This window comes from Burkholderia sp. SJZ089 (genome assembly GCF_007828315.1).
Lineage (GTDB): Bacteria > Pseudomonadota > Gammaproteobacteria > Burkholderiales > Burkholderiaceae > Burkholderia > Burkholderia gladioli.
Genome location: NZ_VIUM01000022.1, coordinates 113,753 through 132,868 on the forward strand (window position 1 = coordinate 113,753; position 19,116 = coordinate 132,868).

Here is a 19,116-nt window from a genome sequence, read left to right on the forward strand (position 1 = left end):
ACCGCGCCGGGCCGCGATGGCCCGGCATCCCGCCTCAGGTCCGCGCGGCCGGCGCCTCGACAATCCGCGGCGGCTGGCCGGTCTGCTGGCGCGAGCGCCCCGAGCTCAGATAGTCGGCGATCGAATCCTGCGTGATCTCGCCGACATAGGCGCCATCCGCGTCCAGCACCGGCATCCACGACGAACGGTACTGGTACATCTTCGACAGCACGATGCGCAGGTTGTCCTCGGCGGAAACGGTGGCCGGGAACTCGCTGAGCCGCTCGCCGCAACTGCCGTCCGCGCCGCGCGCGGCACGGCGCGCGACGAAACCCAGCGCGCGCCGCGCCTCGTCGACCACGGTCAGGTAGCGGCTGTCGTTCTCGTCCATCACCGTGAAGGCCTCGGCCAGCGAGGTGCCGGCGCGCGCGGTCGGCGGCTGGGTGGCAGCATCGCCCGCCTTCACCAGCAACAGGCGCTTGAGCGTGCTGTCCTGGCCGACGAACTGCCCGACGAATTCGTCGCGTGGATGCGCGAGCAGCGTATCGGGATGGTCGTACTGCACCAGCTTGCCGCGCCGGAACACCGCCACGCGATCGCCCAGCTTGATCGCCTCGTCGATGTCGTGGCTGACCATGATCACGGTCTTCTTCAACTGCCGCTGCATCTGGAAGAACTCGTTCTGGATCGACTCGCGATTGATCGGGTCGACCGCGCCGAACGGCTCGTCCATCAGCAGCACCGGCGGATCGGCCGCCAGCGCGCGCACCACGCCGATGCGCTGCTGCTGGCCGCCCGACAGCTCGCGCGGATAGCGCTTCAGGTAGAGCTTCGGGTCCAGCGCGACCATCGACATCAGCTCGGTGGCGCGCTCCTTGCAGCGCTTCTTGTCCCAGCCCAGCAGGCGCGGCACCACCGTGATGTTCTCCTCGATGGTCATGTTCGGGAACAGCCCGATCTGCTGGATCACATAGCCGATCCGGCGCCGCAGGTCGACCTCGTCGAGCGCGTTGGTGTCCTCACCGTCGATCAGCACGCGGCCCGAGGTGGGCGTGATCAGGCGGTTGATCATCTTCAGCGTGGTGGTCTTGCCGCAGCCCGAGGGGCCGAGAAACACGCAGATTTCGCCTTCCGGCACGCTCAGGCTCACGGAATCGACGGCGCGCACCGGCTGGCCATCCTTCTGCGAGAAGGTCTTCGTCAGTTGGTCGAGTTCGATCATGTCTTCTGCACTCCCTTCGGTGTCAATGCGCGCTGCAGCCACTGCAGCAGCAGGTCCGCGACGATCGCGAGCACGCTCACCAGCACCGCGCCCACCAGCAGCTTCATCATGCTGCTCTGTCCGATCGCGCGGACGATCAAGGTGCCCAGGCCGCCCGCGCCGATCACGGCGGCAATCGTCATCACGCCGATGTTCATGACCACGGCGGTGCGCACGCCGCCGAGGATCACCGGCACCGCCAGCGGCAGGTCGACCAGCCGCAGCCGCTGCCACGAGGTCATGCCGATGCCGATGCCGGCCTCCTTGATGCCGGCGTCGACGTTCCTCAGCGCCAGATAGGTATTGCGCATGATCGGCAGCAGCGAATAGAGGAACACGGCGGTGATCGCCGGCACCGCGCCGATGCCCTGCCCGAAGCGCGAGAACACCGGGATCATCAGGCCGAACAGCGCGATCGAGGGCAGCGTGAGGATCACGGTGGCCGCGCCCAGCAGCGGCGGCGCGAGCCATTCGTGGCGGCTGATCAGGATACCCAGCGGCACGCCGGCGAGGATCGCGCAGCCCACCGCGATGCCCACCAGGTAGACGTGCTGCAAGGTGAGCTGCAGGAGCTCGGGCCAGTTCGCGGCCAGGTAGTCATGAACGGTCATGGTCGCCTCCGGGTCACGGCAAGGTATGCGTGCGCAGGAAATCGGCCGCGACCTGCTGCACCGACACGCCGTCGATATCGACGCGCTTGTTCATTTCCAGCATCACATCGTTGTTGAGCGCGGCCGACAGCGCGTTGAGCTGCACCGCGAGCTTGGGATGGGCCTTCAGCACCGGCTCGCGCACCACCGGCGTGGCGTTGTAGGGCGGGAAGAAATGCAGGTCGTCCTCCAGCGGCACGATGCCGAAGCCCTTCACACGGCCGTCGGTGGTATAGACCAGGCCGATGGTCAGCTGGTTGTTGCGCAGCGCCGTGTAGACCAGGCCCGAATCCATCTGCTTGGTTTCCGAGCGGCTGAAGTTCAGGTGATAGGCCGCCTCCAGCGGCTTCAGCCCGTCGGGACGATTGGCGAACTCGGCATCCATGCCGAAGGTGTGGCGCGTGCCCTTCGGATCGGCGGCGATCTTCGCGGCCAGTTGCGAGATGGTGCGAATGCCGGTCTTGCGCGCGGTCTCGGCCGGCAACGCGAGCGCGTAGGTGTTGTTGAGCGGCGAGGCGTCGAGCCAGACCAGGCCGCGCCGCGCGTCGATCGCCTTGACGCGGCGGTACATCTCGTCGGGCGGCAGCTTCTCCTTGATCTTGTCGTAGACCAGGGCCGCGGTGCCCGTGTAGTCCCACATCACGTCGATCTGGCCGTTCTCGAGCGCGCTGCGCAGCAGCACGCTGCCCAGCCCGGTGCGGCTCTGGATGGTATAGCCGCGCGCGCGCAGGTACTGCGAGGTGATCTCGGCGAGCACGTATTGCTCGGTGAAGTTCTTGCCGCCGACCGTGAGCGCCTGCGCCGCGGCGGGGGCCGAGGCCAGCGCGCCGAGCGAGGCCGCCGCCAGCACCACGGCGAGCGCGCGGCGCACCATGGCGGAAATACGTTCGAAGCCCGTCATGCGGCACCTCCATTGCGCGCCATCACGTGGCGACTGCCGGCCGCGACGATCGCATCGAGCAGCAGCGCGAGCACGGCCGTCGAGGCGGCGCCGAGCAGCAGCATCTGCTGGTTGTCGAGATAGATGCCGGGGAAGATCAGGGTGCCGAGGCTGTCGGCGCCGATCAGGTAGGCCAGCGGCGCGGTGCCGACGTTGATGGCCAGCGCGGTGCGCACGCCGCCGACGATGATCGGCAGCGCATTCGGCAACTCGACGCGCGTGAGCGACTGCCACGGCGTCATGCCGATGCCGCGCGCCGCCTCGCGCAGCGAGGCCGGCACGTTGCGCATGCCCTCGTAGGCATTGCGCGTGATCGGCAGCAGCGAGGCCAGGAACAGCGCGACGATGGCCGGCATGTCGCCGATCCCGAAGATGCCGAGCGCGATCGCCAGCACCGCGAGCGAGGGCACCGTGTTGCCGATGTTGAACACCTGCATGAAGCGCTCGGCCTGGCGCGCGAGGGCGGGCCGGCTGAGCGCGACCCCGGCGGGAATGCCGACCGCGATGGCCAGCACCATCGAACAGCCGACCAGCATCAGGTGTCGTCCCGTGTAGTAGACGAGATCGCCCGAATGCTGCCGCCAGGTATCGGCGCCGATCGCGCTGGCGATCCAGCCGAACAGGATGACGGCCAGTAACAGGCTGCCCGCGAGACGGACAGTGCGTCGAGTCATGAGATACGCCTCCTTTCCGGAGCGGCGCGCGCGAATGGCCACGCGCCGCGAAAACGCCGAGACGGCGTCGCGAATGGAAGGTACGGATCCCGGTCGTGCCGGGATCGAACCGACAAAAACGGCATCGCAACCGGCACGGAAAAACCCTGTCCGGTGTCCTGCGTGAGCGCTACCGCGCTCGTTCGATTGTCATGTTCAGCCCACGTAGCGCGCGTGCGCTACTCAGGCCAGGCACCATCTTGCGATGGCAAGGATGCGGCCGCACGAATGTGCCAGCACCGCAGGAGCTGGATGCTCCGATTGACGGGAAGGTTTGCGCGACTTTCGCACTTGCCGCGATCTTGCATGCATCGGCATGCAACTCACTGCGAAAGTCGAGGACATGCGCCGCAGTATAACGGCAATTTCTCGCCAGCGTAAACCCTTGGGGGCAGGATCGCGCAAATTGGATGCCCGCGCCATGCGAGGTGCGAAGCCGCAAAGCGCGATCCGAATCCGCGAGACGGCGCATCGCGTCGCCACTCGAATTGCTCAGGATCGCGAATGATCGGGAAAGGGATCGGCTTCGCCGCTCATGCCGTGCGCGAAGCATCGATGAGGGAAAGGTGCGGGGCGGGAAAAGCACGGCGCGGCACGCATCGCGCTCGCCGCAAACCAGGACCGGATGCAGCGCGAACCCCGCGCGGCAGCCGCCGCGCGCGGTCGTCAAGCAAGCCTCAGGCCGTCTCGGCCAGGCTGCCCTGCCTGCGCGCCTCGCGCTGCGCGCCGCCTGCCAGCCAGGGCGCGATCTCCATGTCCTCGTAGCGCACGAAGCGGCTCTTCTTCAGCAGCCGGTAGCCGAGCCAGACCAGCAGGAACAGCGGGATGCCGACATAGGTGGCCAGCACGCCGACCCAGTCGATCCGGTTCGACAGGAAGGCCTGGTAATCCTGACCGAGCGCGATCACCAGGCACAGCACGAAGGCGAAGATCGGTCCATAGGGGAACAGCCGCGAGCGATACGGCAGTTGCGCGGGCGCGAAGCCCTGCTTCTCGAAACCCTTGCGGAAGCGGTAGTGGCTGACCGCGATGCCGAGCCAGGCGATGAAGCCCGTCATCCCCGAGGTGTTGAGCAGCCAGAGATAGACGGTCTTGTCGCCGTACAGCGAGGACAGGAAGCACAGCGCGCCGACCGCGGTGGTGGCGTACAGCGCATTGCGCGGCACCCCGCTGCGGGACAGCTTCGCGAACAGGCGCGGCGCACGGCCCTCGGTGGCGAGGTTGTAGAGCATGCGCGTCGAGGCGTACATGCCCGAGTTGCCGGCCGACAGCACGGCCGTCAGGATCACCGCGTTCATCACGCCGGCCGCGAAGGCCAGCCCGGCGTGACGGAACACCAGCGTAAACGGGCTCACGCCGATATCGGTCACGTCGCTCTTGAGCAGGCTGGGATCGGTATAGGGCACCAGCATGCCGATCACCAGGATCGCGAACACGTAGAACAGCAGGATGCGCCAGAACACCTGGCGCACCGCGCGCGGGATGGTGGTTCGCGGGTTCTCCGATTCGCCGGCGGCCACGCCGATCAGCTCGGTGCCCTGGAACGAGAAACCGGCGATCATCGCCACCCCCATCATGGCCGGCAGGCCGCCCGCGAACGGCGCGTCGCCGATCGCGAAGTTGGCCCAGGCCGGCGACGGGCCGCCCTTCAGGATGCCGAAGATCATCAGCAGGCCGGTGGCGATGAAGGCCAGCACGGTAACCACCTTGATCAGCGCGAACCAGTATTCGGCCTCGCCGAAGCCGCGCACCGTCATCACGTTGAGCAGGAACATCACGCCGAGGAACAGCGCGCTCCACCAGACGCCCGGAACATGCGGGAACCAGTAGTTCATCACCAGTTGCGCGGCCACCAGTTCCACCGCGATCGTCACGGCCCAGTTGTACCAGTAGTTCCAGCCGAGCGCGAAGCCGAAGCCCTCGTCGACGTACTTCGCGCCGTAGGTCGCGAAGGAGCCCGACACGGGCATCAGGGCGGCCATCTCGCCCAGGCTCATCATCAGGCAATAGACCATCAGCCCGATCAGCAGGTAGGCGAGGATCGCGCCGCCGGGGCCGGCCTGCGAGATCGAGGCGCCCGAGGCGACGAACAGGCCCGTGCCGATCGAGCCGCCGATCGCGATCATCGTCAGGTGACGTGCCTTGAGGCTGCGTTTGAGTTGCGGAGAAGCGGCGGAGGCGGGCTCGGAATGCGTGGATTGTTTTGGCATGGATGACGGACAAGAGGCAGGCGGGCAGCGTCTGGGCACGCGGCCTGGGCCGCCCGGGTGGGGCGGCGCGGCCACGCGCGGGCGCCGGCGCGTCTCGCGCGCAGCGCGGATTCTACCCGATTCGAAGTGGCCGGCCGCCGGCTTCGACGGGCCGCGGGCCAGTCCCCGGGCGGGCGGCGCGCGGATCGGCCAAGCCGGGTGGATCGCTTTGCGCAATGCCGGGGGCGCGTGGTTACAATACCGTCGAATCCCGGATAAATCGTCCAATATGACCCGCAAGTCCTCCCCGTCGGAACAGGCATCGCTGATCGAGCAGGTCCGCAACATCGCGCAAGGGCTCGGCGAGATGTTCGCGCCCTTCACCGAAGTGGTGGTCCACGACCTGCGCACGCCCGCCAACTCGATCATCGCGATCCACAACAACCTGTCGGGCCGCGCGGTGGGCGACCCGACCACCGAGCTCGGGCTCGCGCGCATCGCCGACGACGACTATCCCTCGGTGCTCGCCAACTACGCCAACCGCTTCCCCGACGGGCGCACCGCCAAGAGCACCTCGATCGGCATCAAGGATGCCAACGGCCACTACGTGGCCGCGCTGTGCCTGAACGTCGACGTCACGCTGTTCCGCGGCATCCAGGGGCTCTTGAACCAGTTCTGCCAGATCGGCCCCGACAGCGTCGGCGAGACGCTCGACCCCGCCAATGCCGAGGCGATCCGCGAACGCATCGACCGCTTCGCGATGACGCTCGCCACCACGCCGCGCTCGCTGAAGACCGAGCAGCGCCGCGCGCTGATGCAGGAACTGAAGGACGACGGCTACCTGGAGGTGCGGCGCGCGATGGAGATCATCGCCCAGCACCTGGGCGTGTCGCGCGCCACCGTCTACAACGACGCGAAGTGAGGCATTTCGCGCAAGACCGATCGCGGGACGATCGGCGCGATCGTTGCGGCAAACCCGGTATTGAAGGGCTGGCTACTTTCCGATCGTTCAACGATGCGTCATACCTGTAGGAATCGGCCTACAGCTTTCAGCGAATCACCTACCGGCTTTTCATCTGACGCCGATTTCGCGGCGCCGGCCCGGCTGCAATACTTGCCGCATGGACGCCACCCTCCTCCGTGTTTATGTCGTCGAGCCGGCCGCCGCGATACGCCGGCGCGTCGCCGCCTTGCTGGAGCCGCTCGCCGGCGTGGCGGTGGTCGGCGAGTCGGAGGACCACGCCATGGCCTTCGCCGGCATCGTCTCGAGCCAGGCCGACGTGGCCGTGATCGAGCTGCGCCTGCCCTCGGGCAGTGGGCTCGAACTGCTCGGCGCGCTGGCCCGCTTCGCGCCGCAGGTGATCACGGTGATCCTGACCAACCTGTCCGCGCCGGCCTTCCGTGCCGCCAGCCACAAGGCCGGCGCGCACTACTTCTTCGACAAGACCATCGAGTTCGAGCTGGCGTGCCACACCATCGACGCGCTGGCCCGAGCCCGTGCACGTCGCCCTCAACCTGTCCAACGAGCCCACTATGCCGACTGCCACGACGCCCGCTACGATCGCCCATGACGTGCCGCCGCCCGCGGCCGTCCCGTTCGACGCGCCGAAACAGCCCGGCGCGCGCTGCTCGAATTGCGCCACGCGCAACGTCTGCATGCCCTCGGCGCTCACCCATGCCGAGTATCGGCGCCTGGACGCGCTGATCTGCACCACGCGCCAGGTCAAGCGCGGCGACGCGCTGTTCCATGCCGAGGATCCCTTCACCAGCCTCTACGCGGTGCGCAGCGGCTCGTTCAAGACCGTGGTGATGCATCGCGACGGCCGCGAGCAGGTCACCGGCTTCCAGATCACCGGCGAGACGCTCGGCCTGGACGGCGTCTGCGAGGGCGTCCACCACTGCGACGCGATCGCGCTAGAGGACAGCACCGTATGCGTCATCCCGTTCGCCCAGCTCGAGGCGGCCTGCCGCGAGATGCGGCTGCTGCAGCAGCACGTGCACCAGTTGCTGGCGGGCGAGATCGTGCGCGAGTCGCGCGCCATGATGCTGCTCGGCACCATGACGGCCGAGCAGCGCGTGGCCTCGTTCCTGCTGAACCTGTCGGCGCGCTTCAAGGCGCGCGGGTATTCGCCGGCCGAGTTCAACCTGCGCATGACGCGCGAGGAGATCGGCTGCTACCTGGGGATGACGCTGGAGACGGTCAGCCGCATGCTGTCGAAGTTCCAGCGCAACGGGCTGATCGATTCGCGCGGCCGACAGATCCGCATCAACGATGCGCAGGGGCTGGTGCAGGTCTGACGGCGGGCGCGGTTTGGGGTGTTTGAACCGCCGCTTGAACCGCTTGGGCCGTTTGAGCCTCCATCGTCTTCCGAGCGGGCCGGCGCGCCCGCCGGCACTTCATCTCGCCACGCGCGCGCCTTCCCCGCCTCAGCCCGCCTGGCCGTCGGCCTGCGCGACACCCTCCCGCTGCGCGTCGAACCTCGCCAGCGTGCCGAGCAGCACGTGCCGGCAATTGCGCACCATGCGCGCCTCGGGATCGCGATAGCCGGTCAGCAGCCAGGCCGCGCCGACATTGGTCATCGCGCCGACCAGCGCGAGCCCGGTCAGCCGCGCGTCGGCGCGCTGCTCCGGATCCTCGGGATCGGTCACGCGCGCCACCGAGACGATCTGCCGGCCGAATTCGAGCAGGTTGCGCTGGTATGTCATGTCGGTTTCCGCGCTCACGCCCATCACCTCCAGCAGCAGCACGCGCGCCGCGCAGGTATCGCGCAGGAAGGCGAAGAACGCGCCCAGCCCGGCATCGACTCTCGCCTCCAGCCCCGCCTCGCCGGCCTCCTCCAGCGCCGCGCCGACGGCCGCGCGCAAGCGCTCGGCATGGTGCTGGTAGGTGGCCTGCAACAGCGCGTCCGTGCCGGCGAAGGCCGCGTAGAAATAGCGGTCGTTGAGCTTCGCTTCCTGGCAGAGTGCGCGCACCGTGGTCTTGCGAAAGCCCAGCGTGCCGAACAGGCGCGTTCCAGCCCCGATCAGCGCCTCGCGCCGTTCCGCGGCCCGCGCCTCGGCCGCCACGCCGCCATAAGGGCGCCCCTTCCGGCGAGTTTCGAGTGTTTTCTCCATTCCGCTATTTGACATCGCTCAATGGCATGATTAAATTGGTGACGCTCAACACCACATTTAAGCCGCGATTCGACAGCCCGGCAAGCCCCGTGAGGAGATGCGATGAAGAATTTCACGAACAAAGTGGCCGCGATCACCGGCGCCGGCTCCGGCATGGGACGCAGCCTCGCCGTGGAGCTTGCCCGTCGCGGCTGCGATCTCGCCCTGAGCGACATCAATGAAATCGCGCTCGCGCAAACCGTCTCGCTGTGCAACGCGCAGGGCGTGCGCGTCACCGCGCAGCGCCTGGACGTGGCCTCGCGCGAGGCGGTGTTCGCCTGGGCCCGCGCCACCCGCGAGGCGCATGGCCGGATCAACCTGATTTTCAACAATGCCGGCGTGTCGCTGACCGCGCCGGCCGAGTCGGTGAAGATCGAGGATTTCGAGTGGCTGATGGGCATCAACTTCTGGGGCGTGGTGCATGGTACCCAGGCCTTCCTGCCCTACCTGCTCGAATCGGGCGACGGCCACGTGATCAATACCTCCAGCCTGTTCGGGCTGATCGCGATGCCGACCCAGAGCACCTACAACGCCAGCAAGTTCGCGGTGCGCGGCTTCACCGAATCGCTGCGCATGGAGCTGGAGATCGAGGGCGCGCCGGTCAGCGCGACCTGCGTGCATCCGGGCGGAGTGGCCACCAATATCGTCAACGCCTCGCGCATCGACGAGAAGATCCTCGCGCTGACCGGCCAGGACGTGGAAGCGCATCGCCGCTCCGCCAACAAGCTGATCAACGCCACCAGCGCCGACGAGGCCGCGCGCCAGATCCTCGCCGGCGTCGAGCGCAATGCGCGCCGCGTGCTGGTGGGCGCCGACGCGCGCCGCCTGGACCGCCTCGCGCGCCTGTTCGGCTCGGCCTACCAGGTCTTCGTGCTGCGCTTCGTGCGCAAGTCGCGCCAGCGCAACTTCCAGCGCCACGGCTCGGGCCGGGCGAATCCCGCTTCGTCGACCACCACCAGGGACGCCGCATGAACACCACCACCGGCTGGCAGCCGTCCGCGACGGCCAACCCGGGCGCTGCCTGCCCCACCACGAGCTCCGCCGCCGCCCGCGCCGCCGGCGAGGGCGAGGCGCAGGCCGGCACCGAGCTCGACGTGCTGATCGTCGGCGCCGGGCTGTCCGGCGTGGGCGCCGCCTGGCACCTGCGCGAACGCTGCCCCTGGGCGAGCTTCGCGATCCTGGAGAGCCGCGCCAGCCTGGGCGGCACCTGGGACCTGTTCCGCTACCCCGGCGTGCGCTCGGATTCCGACATGTTCACGCTCGGCTACAGCTTCCGCCCCTGGCACAGCGACAACGCGATCTCGGAAGGCGCGGCGATCCTCGACTACATCCGCGACACCGCGCGCGAATCCGGCATCGATCGCGAGATCCGCTACCGGCACCGCGTGACCGGCGCGAACTGGGATTCGGCCAGCGCGCGCTGGAGCGTCGACGTGCTGCGTGGCGAGGGCGACGAGCAGCAGGCGCTGCGCTTCACCTGCCGCTTCCTCTACATGTGCAGCGGTTACTACGACTACGAGAACGGCCACGCACCGAGCTGGCCCGGGATGGACCAGTACCACGGCCGCATCGTCCATCCGCAGCACTGGCCGCAGGATCTCGACTACCGCGGCAAGCGCGTGGTGGTGATCGGCAGCGGCGCGACCGCCGTCACCCTGGTGCCGTCGATGGCGCGCGAGGCCGCCCACGTGACCATGCTGCAGCGCTCGCCCACCTACATCGTCTCGCTGCCGGCACGCGACAAGCTGGCGATGCGGCTGCGCCGCTGGCTGCCGGCCGGGCTCGCGCACCGCCTGGTGCGCACCAAGAACGTGCTGCTGACGATGTACCTGTATCGCCTCTCGCGGCGCCGCCCGGAAGCCACCAAGCGCTTCATCCTGAACGCCGCGAGCCGCCAGCTCGGCCCCGACTTCGACATCGCCCGGCACCTGACGCCGCGCTACCAGCCCTGGGACCAGCGCCTCTGCCTGGTGCCGAACGGCGACCTGTTCAAGTCGATCCGGGCCGGCCAGGCCTCGATCGTCACCGACGAGATCGAGCGCTTCACGCCCGGCGGCCTGCAGTTGAAGAGCGGCCAGACGCTGGAGGCCGACGTGGTGGTGACCGCCACCGGGCTCAAGGTGCGCATGCTCGGCGGCGCCGCGGTGAAGGTCGACGGCCGCCCGGTCGAGTTCGGCGAGGCCGTCTCCTACAAGGGCATGATGGCCAGCGGCGTGCCGAACCTGGCCACCTCGTTCGGCTACACCAATGCGTCCTGGACGCTCAAGGCCGAGCTGATCGCGCTCTACGTCTGCCGGCTGCTGAACCACATGCGCGCGCACGGCTACGACAGCTGCACGCCGACGCTCGACGATCCGGCCATGTCGCGCATGCCGGCGGTCGACCTGAGCTCGGGGTATATTCAGCGGGCCGCGGCCCTGCTGCCGAAGCAGGGCCTGCGCAATCCCTGGAAGTCGCACCAGAACTACGCGCGCGACCTCGCGCTGCTGCGCTTCGGCTCGCTGACCGACCCGGCGATGCGCTTCGCGCGCCGCCCGGCCGCGCCGGCCGCCGCGCGCGCCACGTCCGAATCCCTCTAACGAGACAAGGGGAATGCCGTGATTGCTCAACTGATCGCCATCGTCGTCGCCATCTACGTCGTGTTGTTCGGCTTCACGCAATTCACCGCCTACCAGGTGCGGCGCCGCTTCCCGCCCGAGGGCAAGTTCGTCGACATCGACGGCGACCGCCTGCACTACGTCGACTACGGCAGCGGCCCGCCGATCGTGATGGTGCACGGCCTGTGCGGCCAGTTGCGCAACTTCGCCTATCTCGAGCTGCCGCGCCTGGCGCAATCGCACCGCGTGATCGTAGTCGACCGCGCCGGCTCCGGCCGCTCGACGCGCGGCCCGGCCTCGCAGGCCAACGTCTATGCCCAGGCGCGCACCATCGCGCGCTTCATCGACACGCTCGGGCTCGAGAAACCGCTGCTGGTGGGGCATTCGCTGGGCGGCGCGATCGCGCTCGCGGTCGGCCTCGACCATCCCGACAGCGTGAGCCGGATCGCGCTGATCGCGCCGCTCACGCATACCGAGACCGAGCCGCCCGCCGCCTTCAAGGGCCTGGCGCTGCGCTGGCCGCTGCTGCGCCGCTTCGCCTCGCTGACGATGGGCATCCCGGTGATGATCCTGCAAAGCCGCAAGGCGATCGACGCGATCTTCGCGCCCGAGCCGGTGCCGCGCGATTTCCCGATCAAGGGCGGCGGCCTGATGGGGCTGCGTCCCGACGCGTTCTACGCGGCCTCGTCGGACCTGGTGGCCGCGCCCGAGGACCTGCCCGAGATGGAGCGCCGCTACCCGACGCTGGGCGTGCCGGTCAGCGTGCTGTATGGCCGCCAGGACGCGATCCTCAGCTACCGCAAGCACGGCGAGGCCTTGAAGCAGAAACTGCCGGGTATCGAGCTGACGCTGGTGGAAGGCGGGCACATGCTGCCCGTGACGCAGCCGGTGCAGACCACCGACTGGATTCGCGAGGTGGCGGCGCAGGCGGCCGAGCCGGCGGCGCCCGTGGCACGGGCCGCGGCGGGACGCTGAGCCGCATCGACATGGCAAGGCGGCGAGTTCCGCCGGGGCCGTGCGCGCCACGCTGATCCGGTCGAACCTCGCCGCCGGCCCGGGCGCTCGCGCACCCGGGCCTGCCACTTCACAGAACACCGCCGGCCGGCGGTTTATTCCATCGCGCGGGCCAATCCTCGCCCGCTTCCCATCCCCGCCTCGCGAACGCCCGGCGCGCGATCCGATTACAATCGCGCACTTCGAACCGTCACCGGGATTCGCACCATGAAGCCTCTGATCGCATCGGCCCTGACAGCGGCCCTCTCCGTGGCCCTGAGCCTGACCGCCACGGCCGCGCTGGCCGATACCCCCGACGGCGGCGGCGCGGCCAGCCAGCCGAGCCAGCCCTGCGCGATCGGCATGGCCAACGGCGTGGCCGGCACCACGGCGAGCCTGCGCGAATACCTGTCGCTGCCGGAGCGGGACCGCTTCCGCTACCTGATGGACAACCAGCTCAGTTGCAAGATCTCCGACGAGGGCCGCGCCTCGGGCTGCGCCGGCCTGACCAACCTGCGGCGCGATCGCGTCAGCGTCTACGACGACAGCGACAGCACGGTGACCACCGTGGTCGCGCGCGTCGATCTCGACCAGGGCACCTTCCCGGTGATGGTCGACCTGCCCAAGGCCAATCTCAAGTGCGAGCGCTGAGCGCGCGCCTGATCCCGCGCGACGCCCGCGAGCCGGCTCAATCGAGTTCCAGCGCGCGTCGCACCGACACCGTGATCGCATCGGCGGCCAGCCGCACCTCGTCGAGCGAGGGGAAGGACGGCGCGATCCGCAGGTAGCTGTCGTCGGGATCCTCGCGATACGGGAACACCGCGCCGGCCGGCGTCAGCACCAGGCCGGCCTCGCCCGCCAGCGCGACCACGCGCTTCGCATGGCCCGGCGGCAAGGCCAGGCCGATGAAGTAGCCGCCTTCGGGCCGGCTCCAGCTCACCCCCGTCAGGCCGCCGAGCCGCGCGGCCAGCCCTTCCTGCACCGCATCGAACTTCGGCCGCAGGAGCGCGCGATGGCCGTCCATCAGCGACTCCAGGCCCGCGCGATCGCGCAGCGCATGCACGTGCCGCAGTTGGTTGAGTTTGTCCGGGCCGATCGAGCGCGCCCCCGCGTGACGCGCCCACCAGTCGAGATTGCGCGGCGAGGCGGCCAGGAAGGCCACGCCGGCGCCGCCGAAGGTCACCTTCGACAGCGAGGCGAACACGAAGGCGCGATCGGGATGGCCGGCCGCCGCGCAGGCCGCCAGCAGGTTCGGCGTGGCGTGCCGGGTCTCGCCCAGGTGATGGAAGCGGTAGGCGTCGTCCCAGACCAGCCGGAAATCGGGCGCCGCGGCGGGCATCGCCGCCAGCCGGTTCACCGTGCTCGCCGAATAGATCGCCCCGCTCGGGTTGCTGTAGAGCGGCACGCACCAGATGCCGCGAATCGAGGCGTCGTCGCGCACCAGCGCCTCGACGATCTTCATGTCGGGGCCGTCCTCGCGCATCGGTACCGCGATCATGCGGATCCCGAGCGTCTCGCAGATCGTGAAGTGGCGGTCGTAGCCCGGCACCGGGCACAGCATCGCCACCTCCTGGCCGCGCCACGGCGCGCCGCCCGGCAGGCCGTGCAGCGTCGCGAAGGCAAGCACGTCGTGCATCAGTTCCAGGCTCGAATTGCCGGCCGCCACCACCTGCTCCGGCTCGACATCGAGCAGCGCCGCGCCGAACTCGCGCGCTTCCGGCAGGCCCAGCCCGAAGCCATAGTTGCGGCAATCGGCGCCGTCGCGCGCGAGATATCCGGGGTCGCCGGCCTCGGCGAACCGGCGCGTGGCCAGGTCGAGCTGGGCCGGCGCGGGCTTGCCGCGCGACATGTCGAGGCGCAGCCCACGCTGCCGGAATTCGTCGTAGTTCGAGAACATCGCCTGCCTCTCCCCGCCGCGTCGCGCGGCATCGCGTGTGATGGAACGGCCTGCTGTCGAATCGCGTTCGATCCTGCCTCGATCGGCTCGCTTCGACGACACGAGGCCCAGTATGCGTAGCGGTCAGCCATCAGACAAACGCGTTATATTGAAGCTTCTGTTCAGTTTTTCTGAAGACAATGAAATCCCTCGATCTCGACGTGCTGGCGATGGTGGTGGCGGTGGCCGATGCCGGCAGCTTCGTGCGCGGCGCGGCCCGCGTGCATCGTTCGCAATCGGCGCTGAGCATGCAGATCCGCGCGCTTGAGCAGTCGCTCGGCAAGCTGCTGTTCGTGCGCGGCGCGCGCAGCGTGGTGCCGACGCCCGACGGCGAGACCCTGGTCGCCTACGCGCGGCGCCTGCTGGCGCTGCGCGACGAGGCCTGGGCCGCGATCGTCCATCCCGAGGTCAAGGGGCGCGTGACGATCGGCGTGCCCGACGACTACGCCTCCTCGCTGCTGCCGCCGGTGCTGCGCAAGTTCTCGGCGCGCTATCCGAAGGTCGAGATCCAGGTGGTCGGCCTGCCGAGCCGGGCACTCGCGCCGCTGCTCAAGGACAACCGCATCGACCTGGCCTGCGTGACGCGCATGCGCGGCCTGAACGGCGCCTTCGTGCGCGCCGAGCCGATGGTCTGGGCCGGGCCGCCCGGCGGCGGCCCGGTATGGGACGAGCGCCCGCTGCCGGTGGCGCTGTTCGGCACCGGCAGCGTCGCGCGCGCCAACGCGATCCGCGCGCTGGAGGCGGCCGGCATCGCGTTTCGCACTTCCTACGAAAGCCCGAGCCTGATGGGCCTGTTCAGCATGGTCGAGGCCGGGCTCGCGATCGCGCCGCTGGCGCGCTGCGCGGTGCCGGCGCATTTCTCGCAGCAGGGGCCCGCGCACGGCCTGCCGGCGCTGCCCGATCTCGACATCGTGCTGGCGCGCAGTGCGCGCTCGAACCGCCCGCCCTGCGATTTCCTGGCCGACCAGTTGCTGTCCGAGCTCAGTATCTGAGCTGCCGGACAGACGAAAGCCTGCGGCCGAAGCCGCACGCGGAAACACGAATTCCCGTCGCCGGGCGCGAAGCCCTGTGCCGCGCGCCGGCGCGGGTTTCATTTCGTGCGCATCGATGCTGCATCGCATCAGGCGCACGCCTGTCGCTCTCTCGCCACTTAAATCGCCGATGCCTCGCGCACGCGCCCGATTTGCTCCGATAATCAGGCTGGATGCGCGCCGGGCCGGATGCGCGCTGGCCCGGCGCAGGCCGGCCGCAACCTGCCTCGCGAAGCGCCGTTATCGTTCGTTCCGTCGCACCCGCCCACCTCATGCCCGATCGCCTGTCCGAATCGCCGCGCCGTGCCTGGAAGCTGCCCGCGGCACGCCTGCTGACGCCGCTCGGCGTGCTGGTCGCGGGCGCGCTGCTGCTGGTGTTCTTCTGGGCGCTCAGCGCGCTGGTGCTCTACCAGTCGCGCTCGGACGCCTACCAGCGCGCGGCCGGCAATTCGCGCAACCTGGTGCTGGTGCTGGAGCGCGACATCGCCCGCAGCATCGAGCAGTACGATCTCTCGCTGCAGGCCGTGGTCGACGGCATGCGCCAGCCGGCGGTGATGGCCCTGCCGCCGCACCTGCGCAACCTGGTGCTGTTCGACCGCGCCACCACCGGCCGCTACCTGGGCACCATCTACGTGGTCGACGCCGAGGGCCGGGTGGTGATCGACTCGCGAGCCGATACGCCGCCGCAAGCCAACCTCGCCACCCGCGAGGACATCGCGATCCATCGCAGCCAGCCCCGGCTGGGGCTGTTCATCAGCAGGCCCTACGCCTCGCCGCTGCACGGCGGCCAGCCGATGCTGACGCTGTCGCGCCGCATCGACAATCCCGACGGCTCGTTCGGCGGCGTGGTGGTGGGCGCGCTGAGCGTCGACTACTTCCGTGCGCTGCTCGACGGCCTGCAGGTGGGGCCGCACGGCTCGGCCGCGGTGCTCGGCACCAACGGCGCGCTGATCACGCGGCTGCCCTACGATCCGTCCATGGTGGGCCGAGACGTCAGCCGCTCCACCGTGTTCCTCGACGCGATGCACCATTCCGAGGGCGCCGTGGCCGGCCTCGCCTCGCTCGACGGCACGCGTCGGCTCTACGTCTACAAGCGCCTGCCGACCCTGCCGATCATCGTCGACGTGGCGCCGGCCGAACGCGACATCTACCTGGAATGGCGACATCGCGCGGAACGGCTCGGCGCGATCGTGCTGGTGTTCTCGCTGGTGGTGGCGGCCGGCTCGGTGCTGCTCGCGCACGAGCTGCGGCGGCGCCAGCGCGCCGAGGAACAACTGCGCCGGCTGGTGCGCACCGACGCGCTGACCGGCCTCGGCAACCGCCGCTCGTTCGATACCACGCTGCATGTGGAATGGTTGCGCACGCAACGGACTGGCCGGCCGCTGTCGCTGCTGTTCGTCGATATCGACCAATTCAAGGCCTATAACGACCACTACGGCCACCCTGCCGGCGACGAGGTGCTGCGCGAGGTCGGCCGCGTGCTGACGCGCTGCGCGCAACGCCCCTCGGACGAGGTCGCGCGCTACGGCGGCGAGGAATTCGTGGTCACGCTGCCCGATACTGATGCGCGGGGCGCCGCCCAGTTCGGCGAGCGCGTGCGCCGCACGATCTACGATCTCGCGATTCCGCACGCGGCCAGCCACTACGGCCGCGTCACGGTCAGCATCGGCATCGTCACCTCGGGCGAGGCCGCGGCATCCAGCGACGTCGCCTTCGTGAACCTGGCCGACACCGCGCTCTATCACGCGAAAACCGCCGGTCGCAACCGGATCTGCGACCCGCAAGGCGTGGTGCTGGCCTAGCCGGGCCACCGCGCCCGGTTTTGGCATCCGATTGGGACATCCGGCGGGCCCGCCCTATACTGTGGCCTGCCTCCACTCCCATCCCTTTCGCCGATCCCCATCCCATGCGCGTTGGCCGTCCCGTTCCCGCCCTGCCTCAACCCGTCTGCGACTATTGCGGCGAGAAGGCATTGCTCGCGCGCTTCGGCGATGCCGCCTACCCGTATCGCGACGAGCACGGCGAACTGTGGGTCTGCCCGCCCTGCGACGCCTGGATCGGCATCTTCCCGCGCAGCCGCCGCCACGTGCCGCTCGGCCGGCTGGCCAATGCCGAGCTGCGCCAGGCGAAATCGGACCTGCACGCGACGCTCGAACCGCTGGTGGCCGCCAAGATGCGCCGCGACGGCTGCAATGCCTTCGAGGCGCGCGCCAAGGGGATACGCTGGCTGGCCACGCAGCTCGGCCAGGATCCGGCCAGCACCCTCCACGGCTTCGATCTCGAGACCTGCCGCGCCGCGATCGCCCTGGTCAGGGAGTTCCTGGCGAACCGCCAGCGCGGCGAGGCGGCGGATCCGGTCAACGGCGGCTAGCGGGCGCGGCGAGCGATCGGCGCCGGAAAGTCGACTGGACTGGATACGTTTCAGGCACGCCAATTGCTCCATTGATTGCTGCAGCGAATCAATTTCGCCCTTGGCAAGCACCCCGCATCCGGCCGCCAACCCCGATTGCCGCTTCTTTGCTGCGCCCGCCCATATTTTTGCAAGACGTTTACGCGGCGGCGCGTACCTTGAGGCTGTGTTCGTAACCGCGGCTCTCCGCCGACATCATGCCTGCTACCCGCAACGCCACGTCCACCACCGCCCGGACCACCGGCCGACAGGCCCGCCCGATCGTCTCGATCGGCCCGGCACGCGCGCGCCAGACGCGCTCGTCGATCTCGCTGAGCGCGCCGCTCGCCCGCGACAGCGCCCCGCGCGTGCTGCTGCCCGTCACGCTCGAGGGCAGCGCCGACTATCTCTGCGCGCAACGCCGCGCGCTGCTGCGCTCGCCGCTCGGCGTCTACGTCTCGCATATCGACGCGCATCGCGCCCGCATGGCGGTCTGGTTCGACCTGGCGCGCGCCGATGTCAGCTTCGCGATCCACACCCTGCTCACCACCGTCCCCGACGCCACGCTCGGCTGCCTGCGCCCGCGCCTGTCCTGAACGCATGTCTTATTGATGGTGTACGCTGGGCCCGTTCCTCTTCCGGCAACGGCCCGGCGTCCCGCGCAAGGCTGCTGCCCGCGTGCCGGGGGCTCGCCCGCCGATGCGCATCGGCGGGCCGCGCCGGAACGCATCATCGTCTCGTCCCGTCCGATCCGCCTCGCGAGGCCTGTATCGGCCAGTGCCCCCGGCCCGCGCCGGCGCCCTGCCCGATGCCTGCTGCCCGTCCAGCGCGCCGCCCGCCGGCGCGGTGCACGCCGTGGCGGCGGATCGCGTCCTCATCCGCATCGTCATCACCAGGAGGTATCCGTGAGCCGTCTCATCGTCGTATCGAACCGGACAGCAGACCCGGACAACGAAGCCGCCGGCGGCCTGGCCGTCGCGCTCAACGACAGCCTGCAGCAGCGCGGCGGCATCTGGTTCGGCTGGAGCGGCAAGCTCGCCGAGGCCGACAGCGATCCCGGCCGCCAGGAGGTGCAGGTCCGCGAATACGGCAACATGGAACTCGCCACCATCGACCTCTCGCAACGCGACTACGACGCCTACTACCTCGGCTATTCGAACAACGTGCTCTGGCCGGTATTCCACTACCGGCTCGACCTGGCCAACTTCGACGTGCAGTTCAGCGAGGGCTATCGCCGCGTGAACCGCCTGTTCGCGCGCAAGCTGATGCCGCTGCTCAAGCCCGA

Annotated in this window: 19 protein-coding genes; 12 read left to right on the forward strand and 7 right to left on the reverse strand. The window is 69.3% G+C overall.

Annotated elements, in window-relative coordinates; genetic code table 11:
- Positions 1-34: 34 nt before the first annotated feature.
- From FB600_RS31445 to FB600_RS31465, 5 genes are all read right to left on the reverse strand, one after another.
- Positions 35-1,201: a betaine/proline/choline family ABC transporter ATP-binding protein gene (locus FB600_RS31445; protein WP_096751564.1), complete on the reverse strand. Its 1,167-nt coding sequence runs from the start codon at positions 1,199-1,201 to the stop codon at positions 35-37.
- On the reverse strand, positions 1,198-1,851 hold the full coding sequence (locus FB600_RS31450; RefSeq protein WP_013691010.1) for an ABC transporter permease: 654 nt from the start codon (positions 1,849-1,851) through the stop codon (positions 1,198-1,200). The genes FB600_RS31445 and FB600_RS31450 overlap by 4 nt, the downstream gene beginning before the upstream one ends.
- Positions 1,852-1,864: 13 nt before the next feature.
- Positions 1,865-2,764, reverse strand: a complete 900-nt coding sequence (locus FB600_RS31455) for a glycine betaine ABC transporter substrate-binding protein (protein WP_374941942.1) — start codon at positions 2,762-2,764, stop codon at positions 1,865-1,867.
- 23 nt (positions 2,765-2,787) lie between these two features.
- The gene (locus tag FB600_RS31460; RefSeq protein WP_013691012.1) at positions 2,788-3,504 is read right to left on the reverse strand and encodes an ABC transporter permease; all 717 of its coding nucleotides are present in this window, start codon (positions 3,502-3,504) and stop codon (positions 2,788-2,790) included.
- 716 nt (positions 3,505-4,220) lie between these two features.
- Positions 4,221-5,753: an amino acid permease gene (locus FB600_RS31465; RefSeq protein WP_096751566.1), complete on the reverse strand. Its 1,533-nt coding sequence runs from the start codon at positions 5,751-5,753 to the stop codon at positions 4,221-4,223.
- 268 nt (positions 5,754-6,021) lie between these two features.
- Here FB600_RS31465 and FB600_RS31470 point away from each other — a divergent pair, with 268 nt between their 5' ends.
- The 3 genes from FB600_RS31470 to FB600_RS31480 all read left to right on the forward strand — a co-directional run bounded on the left by FB600_RS31470 (position 6,022) and on the right by FB600_RS31480 (position 8,030).
- On the forward strand, positions 6,022-6,654 hold the full coding sequence (locus tag FB600_RS31470) for a transcriptional regulator (protein WP_017919138.1): 633 nt from the start codon (positions 6,022-6,024) through the stop codon (positions 6,652-6,654).
- A gap of 199 nt (positions 6,655-6,853) precedes the next feature.
- Positions 6,854-7,303, forward strand: coding sequence for a response regulator (locus tag FB600_RS31475; RefSeq protein ID WP_013691015.1), 450 nt, complete (start codon positions 6,854-6,856; stop codon positions 7,301-7,303).
- A complete protein-coding gene (locus FB600_RS31480) occupies positions 7,266-8,030 on the forward strand; it encodes a helix-turn-helix domain-containing protein (RefSeq protein ID WP_017919139.1) in 765 nt (254 codons plus the stop codon). Before FB600_RS31475 ends, FB600_RS31480 begins: the two co-directional genes overlap by 38 nt.
- Before the next feature lie 129 nt (positions 8,031-8,159).
- Here the strand turns inward: FB600_RS31480 and FB600_RS31485 are convergent, their stop codons facing one another.
- Positions 8,160-8,846 carry a TetR/AcrR family transcriptional regulator gene (locus FB600_RS31485; RefSeq protein ID WP_175427814.1) on the reverse strand — a complete coding sequence of 229 codons (687 nt, stop codon included), beginning with the start codon at positions 8,844-8,846 and terminating at the stop codon, positions 8,160-8,162.
- Positions 8,847-8,948: 102 nt separating this feature from the next.
- Here FB600_RS31485 and FB600_RS31490 point away from each other — a divergent pair, with 102 nt between their 5' ends.
- The 4 genes from FB600_RS31490 (at position 8,949) to FB600_RS31505 (ending at position 13,126) form a co-directional block, all read left to right on the forward strand.
- On the forward strand, positions 8,949-9,857 hold the full coding sequence (locus FB600_RS31490) for an SDR family NAD(P)-dependent oxidoreductase (protein ID WP_046582384.1): 909 nt from the start codon (positions 8,949-8,951) through the stop codon (positions 9,855-9,857).
- A complete protein-coding gene (locus tag FB600_RS31495) occupies positions 9,854-11,464 on the forward strand; it encodes a flavin-containing monooxygenase (protein WP_145757946.1) in 1,611 nt (536 codons plus the stop codon). Before FB600_RS31490 ends, FB600_RS31495 begins: the two co-directional genes overlap by 4 nt.
- Positions 11,465-11,482: 18 nt before the next feature.
- Positions 11,483-12,457 carry an alpha/beta fold hydrolase gene (locus tag FB600_RS31500; RefSeq protein WP_098152963.1) on the forward strand — a complete coding sequence of 325 codons (975 nt, stop codon included), beginning with the start codon at positions 11,483-11,485 and terminating at the stop codon, positions 12,455-12,457.
- 246 nt (positions 12,458-12,703) lie between these two features.
- Complete coding sequence (locus FB600_RS31505) at positions 12,704-13,126, forward strand: hypothetical protein (RefSeq protein WP_145757947.1); 423 nt, start codon at positions 12,704-12,706, stop codon at positions 13,124-13,126.
- Positions 13,127-13,163: 37 nt separating this feature from the next.
- Here FB600_RS31505 and FB600_RS31510 read toward each other — a convergent pair whose 3' ends face one another.
- Complete coding sequence (locus FB600_RS31510) at positions 13,164-14,372, reverse strand: aminotransferase class I/II-fold pyridoxal phosphate-dependent enzyme (protein WP_145757948.1); 1,209 nt, start codon at positions 14,370-14,372, stop codon at positions 13,164-13,166.
- A 179-nt stretch (positions 14,373-14,551) separates the two neighbouring features.
- Here FB600_RS31510 and FB600_RS31515 point away from each other — a divergent pair, with 179 nt between their 5' ends.
- The 5 genes from FB600_RS31515 to FB600_RS31535 all read left to right on the forward strand — a co-directional run.
- Positions 14,552-15,403 carry a LysR substrate-binding domain-containing protein gene (locus tag FB600_RS31515; protein ID WP_013691023.1) on the forward strand — a complete coding sequence of 284 codons (852 nt, stop codon included), beginning with the start codon at positions 14,552-14,554 and terminating at the stop codon, positions 15,401-15,403.
- A gap of 311 nt (positions 15,404-15,714) precedes the next feature.
- Positions 15,715-17,244, forward strand: coding sequence for a diguanylate cyclase (locus tag FB600_RS31520; protein ID WP_145757949.1), 1,530 nt, complete (start codon positions 15,715-15,717; stop codon positions 17,242-17,244).
- 104 nt (positions 17,245-17,348) lie between these two features.
- On the forward strand, positions 17,349-17,813 hold the full coding sequence (locus tag FB600_RS31525) for a zinc-finger-containing protein (protein ID WP_145757950.1): 465 nt from the start codon (positions 17,349-17,351) through the stop codon (positions 17,811-17,813).
- Between the two features lie 236 nt (positions 17,814-18,049).
- Positions 18,050-18,427 (forward strand): hypothetical protein, encoded by a 378-nt coding sequence (locus FB600_RS31530; protein ID WP_098152969.1) that lies wholly within the window; start codon positions 18,050-18,052, stop codon positions 18,425-18,427.
- A gap of 309 nt (positions 18,428-18,736) precedes the next feature.
- The coding region (locus FB600_RS31535; protein WP_186467892.1) for a trehalose-6-phosphate synthase at positions 18,737-19,116 on the forward strand (380 nt) is incomplete at its 3' end.

Excerpts from the sequence above, each read along its gene's own strand:
- FB600_RS31445 (WP_096751564.1), bottom strand. The coding sequence starts at position 1,201 with ATGATCGAACTCGACCAACTGACGAAGACCTTCTCGCAGAAGGATGGC.
- FB600_RS31450 (WP_013691010.1), bottom strand. The coding sequence starts at position 1,851 with ATGACCGTTCATGACTACCTGGCCGCGAACTGGCCCGAGCTCCTGCAG.
- FB600_RS31455 (WP_374941942.1), bottom strand. The coding sequence starts at position 2,764 with ATGGTGCGCCGCGCGCTCGCCGTGGTGCTGGCGGCGGCCTCGCTCGGC.
- FB600_RS31460 (WP_013691012.1), bottom strand. The coding sequence starts at position 3,504 with ATGACTCGACGCACTGTCCGTCTCGCGGGCAGCCTGTTACTGGCCGTC.
- FB600_RS31465 (WP_096751566.1), bottom strand. The coding sequence starts at position 5,753 with ATGCCAAAACAATCCACGCATTCCGAGCCCGCCTCCGCCGCTTCTCCG.
- FB600_RS31470 (WP_017919138.1), top strand. The coding sequence starts at position 6,022 with ATGACCCGCAAGTCCTCCCCGTCGGAACAGGCATCGCTGATCGAGCAG.
- FB600_RS31475 (WP_013691015.1), top strand. The coding sequence starts at position 6,854 with ATGGACGCCACCCTCCTCCGTGTTTATGTCGTCGAGCCGGCCGCCGCG.
- FB600_RS31480 (WP_017919139.1), top strand. The coding sequence starts at position 7,266 with ATGCCGACTGCCACGACGCCCGCTACGATCGCCCATGACGTGCCGCCG.
- FB600_RS31485 (WP_175427814.1), bottom strand. The coding sequence starts at position 8,846 with ATGGAGAAAACACTCGAAACTCGCCGGAAGGGGCGCCCTTATGGCGGC.
- FB600_RS31490 (WP_046582384.1), top strand. The coding sequence starts at position 8,949 with ATGAAGAATTTCACGAACAAAGTGGCCGCGATCACCGGCGCCGGCTCC.
- FB600_RS31495 (WP_145757946.1), top strand. The coding sequence starts at position 9,854 with ATGAACACCACCACCGGCTGGCAGCCGTCCGCGACGGCCAACCCGGGC.
- FB600_RS31505 (WP_145757947.1), top strand. The coding sequence starts at position 12,704 with ATGAAGCCTCTGATCGCATCGGCCCTGACAGCGGCCCTCTCCGTGGCC.
- FB600_RS31510 (WP_145757948.1), bottom strand. The coding sequence starts at position 14,372 with ATGTTCTCGAACTACGACGAATTCCGGCAGCGTGGGCTGCGCCTCGAC.
- FB600_RS31515 (WP_013691023.1), top strand. The coding sequence starts at position 14,552 with ATGAAATCCCTCGATCTCGACGTGCTGGCGATGGTGGTGGCGGTGGCC.
- FB600_RS31520 (WP_145757949.1), top strand. The coding sequence starts at position 15,715 with ATGCCCGATCGCCTGTCCGAATCGCCGCGCCGTGCCTGGAAGCTGCCC.
- FB600_RS31525 (WP_145757950.1), top strand. The coding sequence starts at position 17,349 with ATGCGCGTTGGCCGTCCCGTTCCCGCCCTGCCTCAACCCGTCTGCGAC.
- FB600_RS31530 (WP_098152969.1), top strand. The coding sequence starts at position 18,050 with ATGCCTGCTACCCGCAACGCCACGTCCACCACCGCCCGGACCACCGGC.